Below are 17,935 nucleotides of genomic sequence, written 5' to 3'. Positions count from 1 at the left end.
GGGGCCGCCTTTTTTAAAGGTATATAATGTTTAGTAACCCGGGTTTTGCGTCAGGGCCGGGTTCACTTCAATCTGCTGCAGCGGAATAGGCCAGAGGTTGCGGAACGCCTCGGCATCCTCCTCGCAAAACTCGAGCAGGTCGCAGGTCAGGTCATAGCGCTTCAGGTCCATGAAGCGCAGGCCCTCGCCCACAAACTCCAGGCGGCGCTGCTCCAGAACCTCCGCCAGGGCCTCTATATTGGTGAGGTCCTCTACGGGTAGCAAGCCCGCTCTTTCGCGTATGAGGTTGATGTCTGCTATCACTTCCTCGCTCGCGGCCGCAGCTGCGGCTGCCATCCGTGCGCGGGCCTCTGCCCGGATCAGGTACATCTCTGCCAGTCGGAGCACGATCACGTTGTCGGCATTGTTGGTGACATCATCGTATTTGATGAGGCGGCGGCGGTTCCGCTCAATGCGCGATGTGGCCTCAAAGCGCTCGTCGGAGTAAATGGTCGTGTCCTTCACCGTTGTCCCTTCTTCCGTCACCCTGTCGATCACGACGGTGTCAGCCTGCGCCGAAAAAGCCTCATATACTCCTTCGCTGACATAGAACCGCTGGCCGGAAGAGGTAGGGTCGGAGGCAGTGCCCAGGGCGTTGGCGTCATTCAAAGTGAAATTAAGTTCGAAGATCGCCTCAGCGCCTCCTTCCTGTGTAAACAGGGTACCGAAGTCTTCTACCAGCTCATAGGCGCCGCTGTTGATCACCTCAGAGGCCGCGGCCTCTGCTGCTTCGTTGTTGCCCTGCTGCAGGTAAACGCGGGCCAGTAACGCGGTGGCAGCCATGCCTGTAGCGCGCTCGTTACCTTCTGTGCCTTCCAGCGCGGTCGCTGCATCCTGCAGGTCCGCGATAATGGCCGCGTATACGGCTTCTTCCGTCGCCCTCGGCAGGCTCTGGATTTCCCCTATTGTCGTTGTCGGACTTGTCACGACCGGTACGCCACCAAATGCTTTCAGCAGGTCGAAGTGCGCCAGCGCACGCAGAAACTTCATTTCTCCTACAATCTGCGCACGCCCCTTTTCCGTAATCTCAGACTCCCCCGAAAGGCGTTCCGCGTCCCGGATCACGATATTGGCCCGGTTGATCGCGGTATATATGGCCGCCCATGTGCTGGAAATCTGCAGGTTGGAGGCATTGATGCGCTTGCTGGCCACTTCACGGTCAGTGGTGAAAGTACCCGCAAAGGTCAGGTTATCGGCATACAGGCCCTGGTACAGCAGGTAGCGGAAGCCATAATAATCCTCATCCTGCAGGGCGCTGTAAGCACCAAGCGCGGAACGGTCCAGCGTGGTGAAATCCACGACGGCCCCTTCTTTCTCGATGGCAGTGGTTGGCTCCACCTCCAGCACCTCTTCGCAACCCGTGAAAGTGAAAAGGCCAAGTGCGGCTATTAATATAATTCGGTATTTTTTCATGATATGTCTTTCCTTTTTCTCTTTAGAAACCAACGTTTACTCCAAAAGTGATTGTCCTGGTTTGCGGGAAGGTGTAGAAGTCAACGCCCAGGGTCGTGTTTGATGTTCCGGCGTAGTTCACCTCCGGGTCGAAGCCGGGGTAGTCAGTAAACGTAAAGAGGTTCTGCGCCTGGGCGTACACGCGCAGGCTTCTCAGTTTAACGCGTTCCGTTACAGTGGAAGGCACGGTGTAGCCCAGCACCACGTTTTTCACGCGGGTGTAGGAGCCGTCATATATAAAGCGGGAGGAGTTGCTGCGGTTGTTGTCGTTTAAATCGTCCACGGTCGCTCTCGGAACGTCGGTAACATCGCCCTCTTGTTGCCAGCGGTCTCCTACCAGGGAGAGCATGTTGTCGTCCAGGAAGTCGTTGCCCAGGTGCTGCTGGTACTGGTGCGCGGGGTTGGCGATCTGGTTGCCGGCAGAGAACTGCAGGAAAACGCTCAGGTCAAAGCCACTGTATCGGAAGGTGTTCGTGAAACCTCCCACATAGTCAGGCTGTGCATTCCCGATGATGGTCAGGTCGTCGTCCGTGATGATGCCATCGGGCTCCCCGTTGGGGCCGCTGATGTCGCGGAAGTTCACGTCACCGGCCTGGGCACCCTGCTCCTGGCGGGAAACGGGGACCTCGTCCGTTGTGCTATATATGCCGTCCGTCTGGAAGCCGTAAAAGGTGCCAATCGGCTCGCCCTCACGCAGTACCAGGGAATTGCCGCCGAAGCCGTAGAAAATATCCTGGCCTTCGTACAGCTCTGTTACCTTGTTTCTGTTGAAAGCGATGTTGAAGTTTGATGACCAGTTAAAGCCGTCGGTCCCGCCATCGATGTTCACTGTGTTGAGCGCCAGCTCAAATCCCTTGTTCTCGGTGGCGCCAATGTTCGATTGGTAGCTGGCAAAGCCGTTCTGCGTCGCCACCGGGCGGGAGAACAGCAGGTCATCGGTCTGCTTGATGTAATAGTCCAACGCCAGGTTGATCCTGTTATTCAGGAAGCCCATGTCGGCACCCACGTTCAACTGGCTTGTCGACTCCCATTTCAGGTCCGGGTTCGGGATCTGGGTGAGGGCGATGCCAGGCAAGTCCTGGTAGTTTGCGCCCGTTACCAGGGCCTGGTAACTGAAGTTACCGATTTCCTGGTTACCGGTGATGCCGTAGGAAGCACGCAGTTTCAGTTCGCTCAGCACATCGATGTTCGACATGAACTCCTCTTCGATCAGTCTCCAGCCGGCTGACACAGACGGGAAGTAACCAAAGCGGTTGTTCTCCCCGAAACGGGAGGAGCCGTCGGCGCGGAAGTTGATCCCCAACAGGTACCTGTCCTGGAAGCTGTAGTTCAGGCGGCCGAAGTAAGACAGCAGCACGCTTTCAGTCAGGGAGCTGGATCCGTCATTCACGCGGGCGGCGCTTGCCACATACCGGAAGCGTTCCCCCGGGAAGCCCTGGCCCGCCACGTAGGAGGCCTGCAGGTCATTTTTCTCCACACTGGTTCCGATAACGGCAGAAACGTTGTGCACCTCGTTATATGCCTTGTTATAGCTGAGCGTGGACTCTAAGAGCAGCTTGGTAGCCGTTGTCGTCGCATTGGTCGCCTCGCCTCCACTGGCTGTGGCAAAGGAGCCGGGATAATTAGTAGGAGTGTAGCGGCGCTCATCTATGTTCAGGGCATCGTAGCCGCCTTTCACCTGCAGGTCAAGGCCCTTTGCCAGCGTGTAGCGGGCAAAGATGTTGCCCAGAGCGCGCAGGTTCGTGGTCACGTCATCGTTCTCGGTGCCTTCTGCCACCGGGTTGGTGTAGAAATAGTTGGGTCGGGTATAGCCGCCGTCCTCATAATAAACAGGCCAGACAGGAGAGGCCGCCAGGGAGTTCGCGAACGGGCCGTAGAGCGTGTTGTCGCTTACGATACGGTTGTTCTCAGAACGGCTCAGCTGTATGCTGGCCCCGATAAGCAGCTTGTCATTCACGTTGTGGTCCAGGTTCAGGCGGGTGGAGTAGCGCTTGTACTCGCTGCCGATAATGATGCCTTGCTGGTCGAAGTAATTGCCCGAGAGGTAATAACGTGTTTTCTCATCACCCCCGCTCAAAGACAGTTCATAGTTCTGGATGCTGGCGTCCCTTGTTACCTCATCAATCCAGTCGGTTTCAGTGAGATCAAAGTCAACACCACCATAGTACCACTCCGTAAAATCCTCGAAGCTGGCGCCTGGGTCTAAGTAAGCATCGTTTACATAGGCCTCCACCATGATTTCCTTGTACTCGTCCGCCTCCAGGAAATCAGGCTTTTTCCACATGCTCTGGGTGCCTCCATACGCGTTGAAGTTAATCTGTGTCTTGCGGTTCGCCCCGCGCTTCGTCGTGATCAGCACCACCCCGTTGGCAGCCCTGGAGCCATAGATGGCGGCGGCAGAGGCGTCCTTAAGAATGTCGATGGAGGCGATGTCATTCGGGTTAAGGTCGGCGATGGCGTTCACCGTCTGGCCTCCGTAGCCCAGCTGCGAATAATCGCCTGTCGTCATCGGCACACCGTCCACAACATACAGCGGCTGGTTGTTGGCAGAGATAGAGGTGGCACCGCGCACACGCACACTGATACCCGCACCCGGCGTGCCGGAGTTCTGGGAGATCTGCACACCGGCGGCACGGCCCTGCAGCGCCTGGTCCACGCTTACGACAGGGATGTCTTCCAGTTCTTCAGCGGTTATCTTGGCGGTGGCACCGGTTACCTCGCGGCGTTCCTGCGTGCCGTAGCCTACTACCACCACTTCCTCCAGTTGTCTATTATCTACCGGAAGGGCAACATCGATGGTGCTGGCGTTTCCGATGGCACGCTCTATGGTTTCATAGCCTATAAAGCGAAACACAAGCGTGGTTCCGTCAGCAGGCACGTTCAGTGTGAAAGCCCCGTCGAACCCTGTTGTCGTCCCTACAGTGGTGCCTTTCACAATCACTGCCACACCGGGAAGCGCCTGCGAAGTACTCTGGTCGGTTACCGTACCAGAAACTGTTCTGCTCTGTGCATATGCATATTGTAACAGCGTAAGCATCAGAACAAAACTAAACAGTAAAATTTTCTTCATGTTAGTTGTTGGTTTTTGAAAAAAAGTAAAAGGTAAGGAATGGAATATGAGTTGCTTTTTTAATGAAGCCAGATCAGTACGGGGTGCAAATTAGTGAACAGTTCGCCAATAAAAAAGCCGCTGTACCAACAGTAATTGATAGTATAAGCATATCCTTTGAAAATCTTATAGATTTCATTCGCTTATCCGCTCATCCGAATAAAACATAAATGAGAATACTGTGCAGCAACAGGTGTAAAGCCCCGTCTGCAGCGTGTTCTGCTATGTTTTTGGTTTGTTCCCTGTAGCCGAAGCTATTCCTGCGCATTTTTAACAAGCACGTGAACTGCCAGGAAGCTGGTACTACCGTTGACGCTGAGATGCCATCCCATTCGCTTTAACTCCCAACGGATGAAATTGTTCAGAAGGCCGTGGGCCACCAGCACCGTGGTACCTCTTGCGGCTGCATCCTCCGCCAGCAACTCTGCACATCTGCGGGCCCTTTGCCTCGCTTCCCTGAAGGTTTCGATGCCCTTGTTGTTAAGGCCCAGGAACCAAAGGACGCGCGCTGTTACCAGCCAGAACCGGATGGGCAGGCGCAGCAGCGGCAGGGAGAAGATCTTCCGCTCAAACTCCCGGAAATTATGGTTCACCTTCAGCAGCACCTGCTCCCCGAAAATGCCTTTGGCCGTCAATTGCGACCGGATCAGGGTGCTGCAGAATACCTCCTTGATCTCTTTGTAGGGGATCGCCTCGTGCTGCAGCACAAATTCCTCTACCTGGGCGGCGTCGTAGTCTGATATATACTGGCGGGCGGACACGGCATTGGGGAGTCCTTTCAGGGTAACCATCGGGCGGGCGTGTCGGATCAGGAAGATCTTTTGCTGGGGATAGAATTTATGAGGCGGACGCGTTTCCAATCGGTAGTGGCTTGTTTATATATAGCTGTGTATTCTGCCTGTATACGAAACCCGGTGTCGATTTATCCCTCTAAGTCTCCGAAGATGGTGCGCCTGGTGTGTTCCCACTCCGGGCGCAGGATGCTGTAGTAAACGGTGTCGCGGCGTCGGCCGTCGTGCATCAGCGTGTGGCTGCGCAGGATGCCTTCTTCCGTGGCCCCGATCTTCTGCATGGCCCTGCGGGATCGGGTGTTCAGCGCATCGCCCTTCAGCTCCACCCGTTCCATCTGCAGTTCCCTGAAGGCGTAGCGCAGCAGCAGGAACTTGCAGTGCCGGTTCAGGCCGCTCCCCCGGAACTCACGGCTCAGCCAGGTCCAACCGATCTCGAGGCGCTTGTCAGGCAGGGAAATGTTGCCGTAACTGGTGCTGCCTGCCAGCTTTCCGGTGGCTTTGTCCACAATCATAAACGTGTAGCGCGTGCCCTGTGCATACCCGTTGGTCACGGTCTGCACCCAGGCCTCCAACTCCTGCTGGTTGCTGATGCGGGTAACCATATAGCGCCATATCTCCTCGTCCAGGGCGATGGTGGCAAGTTCCGCTATGTCCCCGGCCTGGAAGGGGCGGAGCAGCACACGGGCATCCTCCAAAACAGGTATCTGTTCAAAATCCATGAAATCGATTATAAAGCTGCAAGTCGCTCTAAAAGTACGACAGAAATGTAAATGCAGGCCCGGTCACTCAAAATTTCCTTTGCATTTTGTAACGAATGCAAAAACCTAATAATAGGAGGTTTACCATAAAATAGAGCAGTTTTAACATATGCATGCTGCAGCATCTACAACCCTCCCTGCCTCTCCTACGTTTTAGCTACCAACAAAGGATATTACAATTTATATATAGGGAGTCGAATTTTACAGGCAGAGTGCAGCACATAAAAGGCAGGAAGGCAGTAGTGAGCGGTGGAGGTTCCGGCATAGGCCGGGCCATAGTGGGCAGGCTTTCTGCCGCCGGCGCCCATATAGCCGTTGCCGACCTGCACCTTCCCCCTGGCCTGCCCGCCAGCACCCACCCCTTTATGTGCAACGTTGCCTCGGCAGCGGATATAGACGCACTTTTTTCAGGCGTGCAGGAAAAGGTAGGTACTCCCGATATACTCATTTGCAGCGCGGGGCGCGGCATCCACGAGAAGCTGACAGAAGGCGACCCGGAGAAGTGGCGCGAGATCATCGACACCAACCTGTTGGGCGCGCTCCGGATGATACGGGCCTTTGTGCCGGGTATGCTAGCCGCCGGCGCCGGCGATGTGGTGCTGATTTCCTCTGTGTCGGCGGGGCAGGCGTACCCGTACGGCGGTATATATGCCGCCACCAAATCAGCCCTGGAAGTGGTGGCCGAAACGCTGCGGCAGGAGGTGTTGCCCATTGTGCGCGTAACTGTAGTGGCGCCAGGGGTGACGGATACGCCTTTTTTCAAGAATACCATCTCGGGATTCCATACGGCTGAAGACATCGGCTACGGTGCCATTGCTGCGGACGACGTGGCAGAGGCCGTGTTGTATGCCTTAAGCAAGCCCCCGGGCGTGTCCGTGAACCATATCACCCTCCGGCCTACCGCCCAGCCCTTTTAAATTTATATATACCGTCTATTTATAAACCATCTATAAACAAGCTATGAAAGGAAAGATTCTGATTACAGGAGGTGCCGGCTTTATCGGGTCACATCTGGCCGACGAACTGCTGCGCCAGGGATATAGCGTTAGGGCCTTGGATAACCTGAGCGAGCAGGTGCACGGCAAGGACTGTGTGCGGCCGGAGTACCTGCACGAGGAGGTGGAACTGCTGGTGGGCGATGTGCGCAACCCCACCGATGTGGAGCAGGCGCTGGAAGGCGTGGAGTATGTTTTTCACCTGGCCGCCATGGTGGGCGTGGGGCAGAGCATGTATGAGATACGGGAATATACGGATGTGAACAACATTGGCACCGCCGTGCTGCTGGAGGCACTCATCAAGCAGCCGGTGAAGAAACTGGTGGTGGCCAGCAGCATGAGCATATATGGCGAAGGACTCTATAAGAACGCGGCTGGTGAGTTGGTAACTGCGCAGGAGCGCCCGCTGGAGCAACTCAAAGCCGCGGATTGGGAACTGCATGATGCCCAGGGGCAAACGCTACAGGCTATGCCTACGGCAGAGTCTAAAATCCCGTCGCTGTCTTCGGTATATGCCCTTTCCAAGTACGACCAGGAGCGCCTTTGTCTGATGGTGGGCCGCGCCTATAACATCCCGACGGTGGCGATGCGCTTTTTTAACGTGTACGGCACGCGGCAGGCGCTATCCAACCCCTACACCGGCGTGCTGGCTATCTTCGCCTCCCGCCTTTTGAATAACAATTCGCCCATGATTTTCGAAGACGGATACCAACAGCGGGACTTTGTGCACGTGCGCGACGTGGCGTTGGCCTGCCGCCTGGCAATGGAAAGCGAGGAAGCAACCGGCAAAGTCTTCAACGTGGGCAGCGGCAACAACTACACCATCCAGGAGATCGCTGAAAGGCTGGCCACCGTGATGGACAAGCCGCACCTGAAGCCGGAGGTAACCGGCAAGTACCGTGTAGGCGATATCCGCCACTGTTACGCCGACATATCGCTGGCGAAGGAGGTGCTGGGTTTCTATCCGCAGGTAGAGTTTAATGCCGGTTTAGAAGAACTGGCGAACTGGCTCGAGGGCCAGATTGCATATGACCGGGTAAACGAGGCAAGCGCCGAACTGGCGGCCCGTGGCCTGACAGTATAAAAACAGAAGCACCCCATTTTATGATATATAACAAGGATTCACATCATGATGGATAGAAAGAACGCTAAAAAGCAAAAATCACTACCCGTAGTCGGACTGGTGGAATGGTTCCGGGTAGGAGAGTATGAGCGTGTGGAAAAGGTGCTTGCCGATTTGAAAGAGTTGGGTGTCACGGAGCTGAGAACAGGCGTGTCGTGGGCTGATTATTACACGCCGGAGGGCAAAAGCTGGTACGACTGGCTCATTCCCACGCTGGCAAACGAAGTGAACGTGCTGCCTTGTTTTCTTTACACACCACCTTCCATCGGAGAGAAAAAAAGGACCTCTGCCCCGCCAAAGGACCGCAAGGCATATGCCGATTTCCTGGACGTGTTCATCACCGATATGGGGGAGCACTTTGAGTGGGTGGAACTTTGGAACGAGCCGAACAACCAGGTAGAGTATGACTTCACGCTGGACTACGGCTGGAACAAGTTTGCCGAGATGGTGGGCGGGGCGGCCTACTGGTGCAGGCAGCGCGGCAAGAAAACCCTGCTGGGCGGCATGAGCCCCATCGACCCGAACTGGCTGCAGATGATGTTTGAGCGCGGCGTAATGCAGCACATCGACGCGGTGGGCATCCACGGCTTCCCGTTTGTGTTCGACCAGATGTGGGACGGCTGGCAAGATAACATCAACGCGGTACGGGAGGTGATGCACCAGAACAACTGCACGGCAGAGCTGTGGATCACGGAGGCGGGCTTCTCCACCTGGCAGCACGATGAGTTTAAGCAGGTGCAGGAGTTTAAGGAAGCCCTGCACGCGGATGCCGCCCGGGTGTACTGGTACGGCATGTATGATTTAAATGCGAAGCTGCCCACCGTGGGTGGTTTTCACCTGGATGACCGGGAATATCATTTTGGCCTTAAACACGCCGACGGCACCTCCAAACTGCTGTACCGCCTGTGGGCAAAGCACGGCATAGACGGGTTATATCACCTCGATTACATCAAGCGCACCATCACCGAAGACACAGCGCCTTACACGCTGATAACGGGTGGCGCCGGCTTTGTGGGTACTAACCTCGCGAAGCGCCTGCTGGAGGAGGGCAAGCGGGTGCTGGTGTTCGACAGCCTTTCGCGCGACGGGGTGGAGCAAAACCTGCAGTGGCTGCACGAGACCTATCCCGGGCAACTGGAGGTATATGTGGGCGATATCCGCGATTTGCAGACCGTGCGCTATGTCATGCAGCGCGCCGAAGCCGTGTATCATTTCGCTGCCCAGGTGGCGGTCACTACGTCGCTGGATTTTCCCATCAACGACTTTGAGATAAATGCCCGCGGCATCATCAATGTGCTGGAGGCGATACGGGAGCAGGAGAACCCGCCGCCCCTGGTGTTCACCTCTACCAACAAGGTATATGGCAGCCTGGAGGATTTGGAGTTTGTCTCCAACGGTTCCCGCTACTACCCGGCCAACAAGGCTATCAAGGAGCACGGCATCAGCGAGTCGCGGCCACTGGATTTCCACAGCCCCTACGGCTGCTCCAAAGGCGCCGCCGACCAGTACGTCATCGACTACGCCCGCACCTACAACCTGCCGATGACGGTATTCCGGATGAGCTGTATCTATGGCCCGCACCAGTACGGCAACGAAGACCAGGGCTGGGTGGCGCACTTCGCCATAAGGGCCATTGAGGGGGAGCCGGTGAACATATATGGCGACGGCAAGCAGGTGCGCGATATCCTGTTTGTGGAGGATTTGGTGGATGCCTTCCTGCTGGCCAACAAGCATATAGACCGCATTACGGGGCAGGCCTTCAACATCGGGGGCGGACCAGAGAACACGGTGAGTCTGCTGGAACTGCTGAAGACCATTGGCCGGTACCGGGGCGACGAGATACCGCTGAAGTTCGGCGACTGGCGCCCCGGCGACCAGCACTACTATGTGTCCGACACGCGCAAGTTCCGGGAAGCCACCGGCTGGTACCCGAAGCACAACGTGCAGGAAGGCATGGCCAAGCTGTACCAGTGGCTGTGCGAGAACCGGGGCTATAAAGTGCCGCTTATCCTCACATCAAAATCCTATCAAGAAGAACCTGCCCAAAAGGCAGCAGTAGCCTGATTATGCACGAAATATTGACAACTGAAGCGAAAGCTGCCGCCGACACCCAGGCGACAGCCATGAAAGCCGCTGTGCTGACAGCACCAAAACAGGTAGAAGTACAGGAAGTCCCGTTGCCGGAGCCGGCCTCCGGGCAGGTGCGCCTGCGCCTGGAAGGCTGCGGCCTCTGCGCCTCCAACATCCCGGTTTGGGAAGGCCGCGAGTGGTTTACCTATCCCATCAGCGCTGGAAACCCGGGCCACGAAGGCTGGGGAATAGTGGATGCCGTGGGCGAAGGGGTGACGGATGTGCAGGTGGGTGACCGTGTGGCCGCCCTTTCCTATAACTCTTATGCCGCCTACGATATAGCAGATGCTGACAAAGTGGTGAAACTGCCGGACGCACTGGCCGGGAAGCCTTTTCCGGGCGAGCCACTGGGCTGCGCCATGAACATCTTTAAGCGCAGCGATATATCCGAAGGCCAGACAGTAGCCATCTTAGGCATCGGTTTTCTGGGGGCGCTGCTCGTGCAACTGGCCAAAAACGCAGGTGCCAGGGTCATTGCCATATCACAGCGGGCGTTCTCGCTGGAGATGGCGAAGGACTGCGGTGCGGATGAAACCATCCCGATGGACGACCATTACCAAATCATCGAAAAAGTAAAGGAACTCACCAGCGGAGCTTTCTGCGAGCGCGTGATTGAGTGCACCGGGAAAGAATGGCCCCTGAACCTGGCGGGTGAGCTCACCGCCGAGCGCGGTAAGCTCATCATCGCCGGCTTCCACCAGGACGGCATGCGGCAGGTGAACATCCAGCTCTGGAACTGGCGCGGCATCGACGTCATCAACGCGCACGAGCGCGACCCGCAGGAATATATAAAAGGGATGAAAGCAGCGGTGGAAGCCGTGGCCAATGGTACCCTTGACCCGGAAAAGCTTTACACGCATACCTACTCCATAGACAACATCAGACTTGCATTCGATAACCTCACAAACCGCCCCGACGGATTTGTGAAAGCCCTCATAACCTACTAACCATGGCAGAATCTATACTGGATAAACAGCAGGAAAAAACAGCAGCTTCTTCTTCCAGCGGTACCCCAAAGCTCGGCTTCCTGGGCGTGGGCTGGATTGGCCGCAACCGCATGGAGATGATAGCCAGAAATGGCGCGGGCGAGGTAAGCTATATAGCCGACACGGCCACCCAAAACCTGGAGGAAGCCCTGAAAAGCGCCCCTGAAGCAAAGCAGGCCCCTTCGCTGGAGGCGATGCTGCAGCAGCCTGGGGTAGACGGAATTGTGATTGCCACGCCAAGCGCCTTCCATGCCGAACAGAGCGAGCTGGCGCTGGAGGCGGGCAAGGCTGTTTTCTGCCAGAAGCCGCTGGGCCGCAACGTGGAGGAGACAAAGCGCGTAGTGGAGGCAGCCCGCCGCAACAACAAACTGCTCGGCGTTGATTTATCGTACCGCCACACACAGGCCATGCAGCAGGTATATAGCGTGGTGCAGAGCGGGGAACTGGGAACTATATATGCCATTGAGCTGGTGTTCCATAACGCCTATGGCCCGGACAAGGCCTGGTTCTACGAACCAAAGCTTTCCGGTGGTGGCTGCGTCATCGATTTAGGCGTGCACCTCGTAGACCTCGCTTTATGGGCGATGAGCTTCCCGAATGTGCGGCAGGTGCAGAGCCAGCTGTTCGCCAAAGGCAAGCCCATCGGGATGTCTGAAGGGAAGGTAGAAGATTACGCCACGGCCAGCATTGAGCTGGAAGGCAATACGCATATACAGCTCAGCTGCTCCTGGAACCTGCCGGCCGGCCAGGAAGCCATCATCAGCGCCACTTTTTATGGCACAGGTGGCGGCGTGGCATTGAAAAATGTCAACGGTTCCTTTTACGATTTTGTGGCCGAGCGCTACCATGGCACCAGAACCGAGACGCTTTGCTCCCCGCCGGATGAATGGTCGGGCAGGGCCGGTGTGGCCTGGGCCGAGCGGCTGGCGAAAGGGGAGGGCTTCCATGAGGAGGCCGAGGAGTTTGTGAAAGTAGCACAGGTATTAGACAGAATTTACGGCAGATAACAACATGGAAGCACATCACCCTAAAAAAATATTTATGACGGCGGACACCGTGGGCGGTGTCTGGAACTATGCCCTGGAACTGGTGGGCGCCCTGGCCCCGTTTGGCACACAGGTCACCCTGGCAACTATGGGCGGGCCGCTCAGCGAGGACCAGCGCCGGCAGGTGGGGGAACTGAACAACCTGACCGTGCACGAAAGCAGTTACAAGCTGGAGTGGATGGAGAACCCGTGGGAGGATATAAAACAGGCAGGTAAGTGGCTGCTGGAACTGAAGAACGAGGTGCAGCCGGACCTGGTGCACCTGAACGGCCTGGGGCATGGCGACCTGGACTGGGGTGTGCCGGTGGTGACGGTGGTGCACTCCTGCGTGCTGTCGTGGTGGCGCGCCGTGAAAGGCGAGGAAGCTCCGAAAGAGTGGGACAGGTACAAAGAGACGGTGACGCGCAGCTTGCAGGCCGCCGATATGGTGATTGCGCCCACGCAGGCGATGATGAACCAGGCCGAGTCGCTCTACGGTCCGTTCAAAGCGCGCACCGTTATATATAATGGGCGCGCGCAGGACAGCTACCGCTTCGGCAAAAAAGAGCCCTTCGTGTTCAGCATGGGGCGCGTCTGGGACGAGGCCAAAAACATTTCGATGCTGGCCCACATTGCCTCCGATTTATCCTGGCCGGTATATATAGCCGGCGACGAAAAGCACCCGGCCACCGGCAAGTCTGTCGAGCTGGAGAACGTGCATTTCCTGGGGCAACTGACGGAGAAAGAGGTGGTGGACTGGCTTTCGCGCGCATCTATCTATGCCCTTCCTGCCAAATACGAGCCTTTTGGACTGACCATGCTGGAGGCGGCCATGTCGGGATGTGCGCTGGTGGTGGGCAAAACCGAGAGCCAGGCAGAGATTTGGGGAAACGCCGCCCGTTACGTAAACCCCGAGAGCGCCGACGAACTCCGCGATACCATCAACGGCCTGATAAAAGACGAATTTGTGCGCAACATCATGGGCTGCCGCGCCGTCAAACGCTCCCACGGCTACACCGCCGACCCGATGGGGCAGGACTATGACCACGTGTACCGGCAGCTGATGCAATCATCCGTCGCGATATAAATTTTTTTAATAGCTGAATTCTGAATGACTGACTCATGTCAATTATTCAGAATTCGGTTATTCAGTGATTCAAAACCGTAAAAATGAACATAACCCTTTTCTATCACTCTATTCTCTCTGACTGGAACCACGGCAACGCGCATTTTCTGCGGGGCGTGGTGCGCGAACTGGAGGAGCGGGGCCACCGGGTAGCGGTATATGAACCGGAGAACGGCTGGAGCCTGCAGAACCTCGTGGAGGGATATGGAGAAGAAAAACTGGAAGAACTGCAACAGTATTACCCCGGCATCCGCACCAACTTTTACAATCTTGACTCCCTGGATTTGGATGCTGTCCTGAAAGAAGCGGACCTGGTGCTGGTGCACGAGTGGAACGAGCACGAACTGGTGAAGCGCATCGGGGCACACCGCGCCCAAACCGGCCATTACAAACTGCTGTTCCACGACACCCACCACCGCGCCGTAACAGCGCGTGAAGCCATGGCCAACTACGACCTGACGCATTACGACGGCGTGCTGGCTTTTGGACAGGTGATCCGCGATTTGTATCTGCAGGAGAACTGGACGCGCAAGGCCTGGACCTGGCACGAGGCCGCCGACACCTCCGTTTTTTACCCGCATGAGCGCAAGGATTATATAGGCGACCTGATCTGGATTGGGAACTGGGGCGACGAGGAGCGCACAGCAGAGCTGCACGAGTTCCTGATAAACCCGGTGAAGGAGCTGGGGCTGAAGGCCAGGATATATGGTGTGCGCTACCCCGACCACGCCCGGCAGGCGCTGGCCGAAGCCGGTATCGAATACGGAGGCTGGCTGCCCAACTACAAGGCGGCGGAAGAGTTTGCCAAATACAAAGTAACCGTGCACGTGCCGCGCAGGCCTTACGTAGAGGCGCTGCCGGGCATCCCGACCATCCGGCCGTTTGAGGCGATGGCCTGTGGCATACCGCTTATCTCGTCGCCGTGGCAGGATGCCGAGCAGCTGTTCACACCCGGGAAGGATTTCCTGGTGGCCCGTACCGGCGAGGAGATGATAGACCAACTGAAATTAATCCTCAACACTCCTTTTAAAGCGAAAGAAGTGGCCGGGCATGGCCTGCAAACCATCCGGAGCCGCCATACGTGCGCGCACCGCGTGAATGAACTCGAGCAAGTGTGCGAGGAACTGGGTATCTCCTCCTCCAAAATTTTCCCCACCCCAAAAGAGCAAGTGCTGCATGAAAGATAAGAAACTCAGGATTGCCTTCTTCGGCTCCAGCCTCGTATCGGCGTATTGGAACGGCGCGGCCACCTACTACCGGGGCATCGTGCGGGCCATGAGCGAACGCGGCCATAAGGTAACTTTTTATGAGCCGGACGCCTATGACCGGCAACAGAACCGCGACATGGAGGACCCCGACTGGGCGAAGGTCGTGGTGTATGAGGCTACAGAGGCAGCGGTTTATGAATGCCTGGAGCAGGCGGCGGAGGCCGACATGGTGGTGAAAGCCAGCGGCGTGGGCGTGTTTGATGAGCTGCTGGAGCGCGAGGTGCTGAAGCTGCAGACAGCTGAGCGGCTGGTGGCGTTCTGGGATGTGGATGCACCCGCCACGCTGGACCGCGTGCATCAGAACCCGGATGATCCGTTTCACAAGCTGGTACCGCATTACGATATGATCCTGACCTACGGGGGTGGCGACCCCGTGGTGAACGCGTACGAGGCGCTGGGTGCCAGGCAATGCGTGCCGATATATAACGCGCTCGATACGGCCACCCACTACCCGGTGGCGCCGGATCCGAAATTTGCCTGTGACCTTGCTTTTCTGGGCAACCGCCTGCCGGACCGGGAAGCGCGGGTGGAGGAATTTTTCCTGAAGGCTGCGGCGCTGGAGCCAGGCAAAAAGTTCATGATCGGGGGCAGCGGCTGGGGCGACAAGCAAATGCCCGGTAATGTGACCTATATCGGCCATGTGTACACCAACGACCACAACACCTTTAACTGCACGCCCAAAGCCGTGCTCAACATCAGCCGCGAGAGCATGGCCCGCTACGGGTTTTCACCGGCCACGCGCGTGTTTGAAGCCGCCGGGGCGGGTGCCTGCATCATCACCGACTACTGGGAAGGCATCGATTTTTTCTTTGAGCCGGGCCAGGAAATACTGGTAGCCCGGGACGGGGCAGAAGTTGCGGCGATTTTAGCGGATTTAACGGCAGAAAAGGCAAAGAAAATCGGGGATTCTGCGTATGCAAAAGTGCTGTCGGCCCACACCTACAGCCACCGTGCAGCACAACTGGAAAAACTGCTGTACTCCCACATTAAAAAATCTAACGCAGCATGGGCATGAACATCGTAATACTGGGTTTATCGATTACTTCGAGCTGGGGCAACGGCCACGCCACCACCTACCGTGGCCTGGTGCGCGAGCTGAACAAGCAGGGGCATCAGGTGCTTTTCCTGGAGCGTGATGTGCCCTGGTATGCCGGTCACCGCGACCTGCCCGCTCCCGATTATTGTGAGACGGAGCTATATGTCTCCCTGAAAGACCTGAAGCATTTTACGGAGCAGGTGCGGGAGGCGGATATGGTGATCGTGGGCTCGTATGTGCCGGAAGGCGTGCAGGTGGGCGAGTGGGTGATGGAGACGGCGCAGGGCATCAAGGCCTTCTACGACATCGACACCCCGGTTACCCTGGCCAAGCTGAAACGCAAAGACTATGAGTACCTGCACCCGACCCAGATACCCAAGTACGACATGTACCTGTCGTTTACGGGTGGCCCCACCCTGGAGCTGCTCGAGAAGGAGTACGGCTCCCCAATGGCGCGGGCGCTGTATTGCTCCGTGGATCCTTCGTTATACTATCCTGAGTTGCGGGAAGCCATTTGGGACCTGGGCTACCTCGGCACCTACTCCGACGACCGGCAACCGCCGCTGGAGAAGCTGATGCTGGACGCGGCCCGCGCCTGGCCGGGCGGGCGTTTTGTGGTGGCCGGCCCACAGTACCCGGAAAGCATCGAGTGGCCTGCCAACACTAAATACATCCACCACTTACCGCCTGACGAGCACCGGAAGTTTTACAACAGCCAGCGTTTTACCCAGAACATCACCCGTGCCGACATGATACAGGCGGGCTATGCGCCAAGCGTGCGGCTGTTTGAGGCTGCGGCCTGCGGCACCCCGATTATCTCGGATTACTGGGAGGGGCTGGATTCGATCCTTAAAATCGACTCTGAGATTTTGGTGGCTTATTCCGCGAAGGATACGCTGCGTTTTTTGCGCGAGATCTGTAAGTCGGAGCGCAAGATGATCGGCGAGCGTGCCCGTAAAAAAGTGCTGTCCCATCATACGGCTGCCCACCGGGCAAAGGAACTCATTGGCTACGCCGAAGAGCTGATGACGCTGGATGGCAACCAAGAAGCGTATGGGTACGAGGTAGTGGTATAATCCTGCCTGTTGTGTTATGCCGGACCTGCGTCACTTAGGTCTGCCCACTTGTGCGCGCCATTCAAAACAAGAAAATTCTTTTATTTACTAATTCATAGCGTAAGAAATATTTTATGCAGGACATGCAGGAGATAGAGCAGTTAGGGCCATGGTTTCATAATTTACATTTACCCAATGGGGCGCAGACCGCCCCCCACCATACCTTAGGCGATTTCCCTGCTTTCAAGTGGCAGCAACTGGAAGCCCATATACCTGCTGATCTCTCGGGCTGGGAGGTGCTGGACATTGGCTGCAACGCCGGCTTTTACTCGATAGAACTTGCCAGGCGCGGCGCCAACGTGCTGGGCATCGACGTGGACCCGCATTACCTGCGCCAGGCCGAGTGGGCGGCAAAGCAATTCGGGCTGGAGGATAAGATCGAGCTGAAGCAGATGCAGGTATATGATGTGGCGCACCTCGACCGGCAGTTCGACCTGGTCTGGTATATGGGCGTGCTTTACCACCTGCGCTACCCGCTGCTTTCCCTCGATATTCTCTCCCAGAAAACCCGCCGCATGATGGTGTTCCAGACGCTGACCATGCCCGGCGGGGAAGCTGCCGCCACGCCCGACGACTTTGAGATTAACGACCGCGGGCGCATGCTGGAGGAAAGCTGGCCGAAAATGGCTTTTATTGAGAAGAAGATGGCCGGCGACATCACCAACTGGTGGGCGCCCAACCATGCTGCCATCGAGGCGATGCTGCGTACGTGCGGCCTGCGCGTAACCGAGCGCCCCGGCCATGAACTATACATTCTGGAGGTGGACGAGGAATTGCGGAAAAGCCAGCAGTGGAACCAGTCGGAACTGCTTTCGGCCACCGGCCAGCAGTGGCTTCAGGCGGTAGGGGAGAAAGTGGCGGCCAAAAACCCGTACATGGTGGGGCAGAACGGAAAGTAGGCAGTCAGCAGTGATTAAAATCAACAAGCAAGATTATATATAAACGGCCGGGCCCGCTACAGCATAGCGGGCCCGGCCGTTTA

14 protein-coding genes are annotated in these 17,935 nt (G+C 56.9%); 10 read left to right on the top strand and 4 right to left on the bottom strand.

Annotated features, from left to right (window positions below):
* Nucleotides 1-30: 30 nt before the first annotated feature.
* The 4 genes from ABD920_RS18490 to ABD920_RS18475 all read right to left on the bottom strand — a co-directional run bounded on the left by ABD920_RS18490 (nt 31) and on the right by ABD920_RS18475 (nt 6,110).
* Nucleotides 31-1,452, bottom strand: coding sequence for a RagB/SusD family nutrient uptake outer membrane protein (locus ABD920_RS18490; protein ID WP_345161009.1), 1,422 nt, complete (start codon nt 1,450-1,452; stop codon nt 31-33).
* Between the two features lie 22 nt (nt 1,453-1,474).
* Nucleotides 1,475-4,561: a SusC/RagA family TonB-linked outer membrane protein gene (locus tag ABD920_RS18485; RefSeq protein ID WP_345161008.1), complete on the bottom strand. Its 3,087-nt coding sequence runs from the start codon at nt 4,559-4,561 to the stop codon at nt 1,475-1,477.
* A gap of 293 nt (nt 4,562-4,854) precedes the next feature.
* Nucleotides 4,855-5,460: a phosphoglycerate mutase family protein gene (locus tag ABD920_RS18480; RefSeq protein WP_345161007.1), complete on the bottom strand. Its 606-nt coding sequence runs from the start codon at nt 5,458-5,460 to the stop codon at nt 4,855-4,857.
* 62 nt (nt 5,461-5,522) lie between these two features.
* A complete protein-coding gene (locus ABD920_RS18475; RefSeq protein ID WP_345161006.1) occupies nt 5,523-6,110 on the bottom strand; it encodes a GNAT family N-acetyltransferase in 588 nt (195 codons plus the stop codon).
* Between the two features lie 251 nt (nt 6,111-6,361).
* Between ABD920_RS18475 and ABD920_RS18470 the strand changes: the two genes are divergently transcribed.
* From ABD920_RS18470 to ABD920_RS18425, 10 genes are all read left to right on the top strand, one after another.
* Nucleotides 6,362-7,066, top strand: coding sequence for an SDR family oxidoreductase (locus ABD920_RS18470; protein ID WP_345161005.1), 705 nt, complete (start codon nt 6,362-6,364; stop codon nt 7,064-7,066).
* 43 nt (nt 7,067-7,109) lie between these two features.
* Complete coding sequence (locus ABD920_RS18465; protein ID WP_345161004.1) at nt 7,110-8,228, top strand: NAD-dependent epimerase/dehydratase family protein; 1,119 nt, start codon at nt 7,110-7,112, stop codon at nt 8,226-8,228.
* 45 nt (nt 8,229-8,273) lie between these two features.
* Nucleotides 8,274-10,331: a GDP-mannose 4,6-dehydratase gene (locus ABD920_RS18460; RefSeq protein WP_345161003.1), complete on the top strand. Its 2,058-nt coding sequence runs from the start codon at nt 8,274-8,276 to the stop codon at nt 10,329-10,331.
* Nucleotides 10,332-10,333: 2 nt separating this feature from the next.
* Complete coding sequence (locus tag ABD920_RS18455; RefSeq protein WP_345161002.1) at nt 10,334-11,344, top strand: MDR/zinc-dependent alcohol dehydrogenase-like family protein; 1,011 nt, start codon at nt 10,334-10,336, stop codon at nt 11,342-11,344.
* A 2-nt stretch (nt 11,345-11,346) separates the two neighbouring features.
* Nucleotides 11,347-12,390 carry a Gfo/Idh/MocA family protein gene (locus ABD920_RS18450; protein WP_345161001.1) on the top strand — a complete coding sequence of 348 codons (1,044 nt, stop codon included), beginning with the start codon at nt 11,347-11,349 and terminating at the stop codon, nt 12,388-12,390.
* A gap of 34 nt (nt 12,391-12,424) precedes the next feature.
* The gene (locus ABD920_RS18445; RefSeq protein ID WP_345161000.1) at nt 12,425-13,495 is read left to right on the top strand and encodes a glycosyltransferase family 4 protein; all 1,071 of its coding nucleotides are present in this window, start codon (nt 12,425-12,427) and stop codon (nt 13,493-13,495) included.
* Nucleotides 13,496-13,578: 83 nt separating this feature from the next.
* Nucleotides 13,579-14,721 carry a CgeB family protein gene (locus ABD920_RS18440; RefSeq protein WP_345160999.1) on the top strand — a complete coding sequence of 381 codons (1,143 nt, stop codon included), beginning with the start codon at nt 13,579-13,581 and terminating at the stop codon, nt 14,719-14,721.
* On the top strand, nt 14,711-15,817 hold the full coding sequence (locus ABD920_RS18435; RefSeq protein ID WP_345160998.1) for a CgeB family protein: 1,107 nt from the start codon (nt 14,711-14,713) through the stop codon (nt 15,815-15,817). The genes ABD920_RS18440 and ABD920_RS18435 overlap by 11 nt, the downstream gene beginning before the upstream one ends.
* The gene (locus ABD920_RS18430; RefSeq protein ID WP_345160997.1) at nt 15,814-16,914 is read left to right on the top strand and encodes a CgeB family protein; all 1,101 of its coding nucleotides are present in this window, start codon (nt 15,814-15,816) and stop codon (nt 16,912-16,914) included. The genes ABD920_RS18435 and ABD920_RS18430 overlap by 4 nt, the downstream gene beginning before the upstream one ends.
* Before the next feature lie 113 nt (nt 16,915-17,027).
* The gene (locus ABD920_RS18425) at nt 17,028-17,852 is read left to right on the top strand and encodes a TIGR04290 family methyltransferase (protein ID WP_345160996.1); all 825 of its coding nucleotides are present in this window, start codon (nt 17,028-17,030) and stop codon (nt 17,850-17,852) included.
* Nucleotides 17,853-17,935 lie beyond the last annotated feature (83 nt).

Source organism: Pontibacter saemangeumensis, from assembly GCF_039541895.1.
Taxonomy (GTDB): Bacteria; Bacteroidota; Bacteroidia; order Cytophagales; family Hymenobacteraceae; genus Pontibacter; species Pontibacter saemangeumensis.
The sequence above is the reverse complement of the archived record's forward strand: the minus strand, read 5'-3'. Positions and strand labels throughout refer to the sequence as shown.

Excerpts from the sequence above, each read along its gene's own strand:
- ABD920_RS18485 (WP_345161008.1), bottom strand. The coding sequence starts at position 4,561 with ATGAAGAAAATTTTACTGTTTAGTTTTGTTCTGATGCTTACGCTGTTA.
- ABD920_RS18465 (WP_345161004.1), top strand. The coding sequence starts at position 7,110 with ATGAAAGGAAAGATTCTGATTACAGGAGGTGCCGGCTTTATCGGGTCA.
- ABD920_RS18490 (WP_345161009.1), bottom strand. The coding sequence starts at position 1,452 with ATGAAAAAATACCGAATTATATTAATAGCCGCACTTGGCCTTTTCACT.
- ABD920_RS18430 (WP_345160997.1), top strand. The coding sequence starts at position 15,814 with ATGAACATCGTAATACTGGGTTTATCGATTACTTCGAGCTGGGGCAAC.
- ABD920_RS18435 (WP_345160998.1), top strand. The coding sequence starts at position 14,711 with ATGAAAGATAAGAAACTCAGGATTGCCTTCTTCGGCTCCAGCCTCGTA.
- ABD920_RS18445 (WP_345161000.1), top strand. The coding sequence starts at position 12,425 with ATGACGGCGGACACCGTGGGCGGTGTCTGGAACTATGCCCTGGAACTG.
- ABD920_RS18425 (WP_345160996.1), top strand. The coding sequence starts at position 17,028 with ATGCAGGACATGCAGGAGATAGAGCAGTTAGGGCCATGGTTTCATAAT.
- ABD920_RS18455 (WP_345161002.1), top strand. The coding sequence starts at position 10,334 with ATGCACGAAATATTGACAACTGAAGCGAAAGCTGCCGCCGACACCCAG.
- ABD920_RS18475 (WP_345161006.1), bottom strand. The coding sequence starts at position 6,110 with ATGGATTTTGAACAGATACCTGTTTTGGAGGATGCCCGTGTGCTGCTC.
- ABD920_RS18450 (WP_345161001.1), top strand. The coding sequence starts at position 11,347 with ATGGCAGAATCTATACTGGATAAACAGCAGGAAAAAACAGCAGCTTCT.
- ABD920_RS18460 (WP_345161003.1), top strand. The coding sequence starts at position 8,274 with ATGATGGATAGAAAGAACGCTAAAAAGCAAAAATCACTACCCGTAGTC.
- ABD920_RS18440 (WP_345160999.1), top strand. The coding sequence starts at position 13,579 with ATGAACATAACCCTTTTCTATCACTCTATTCTCTCTGACTGGAACCAC.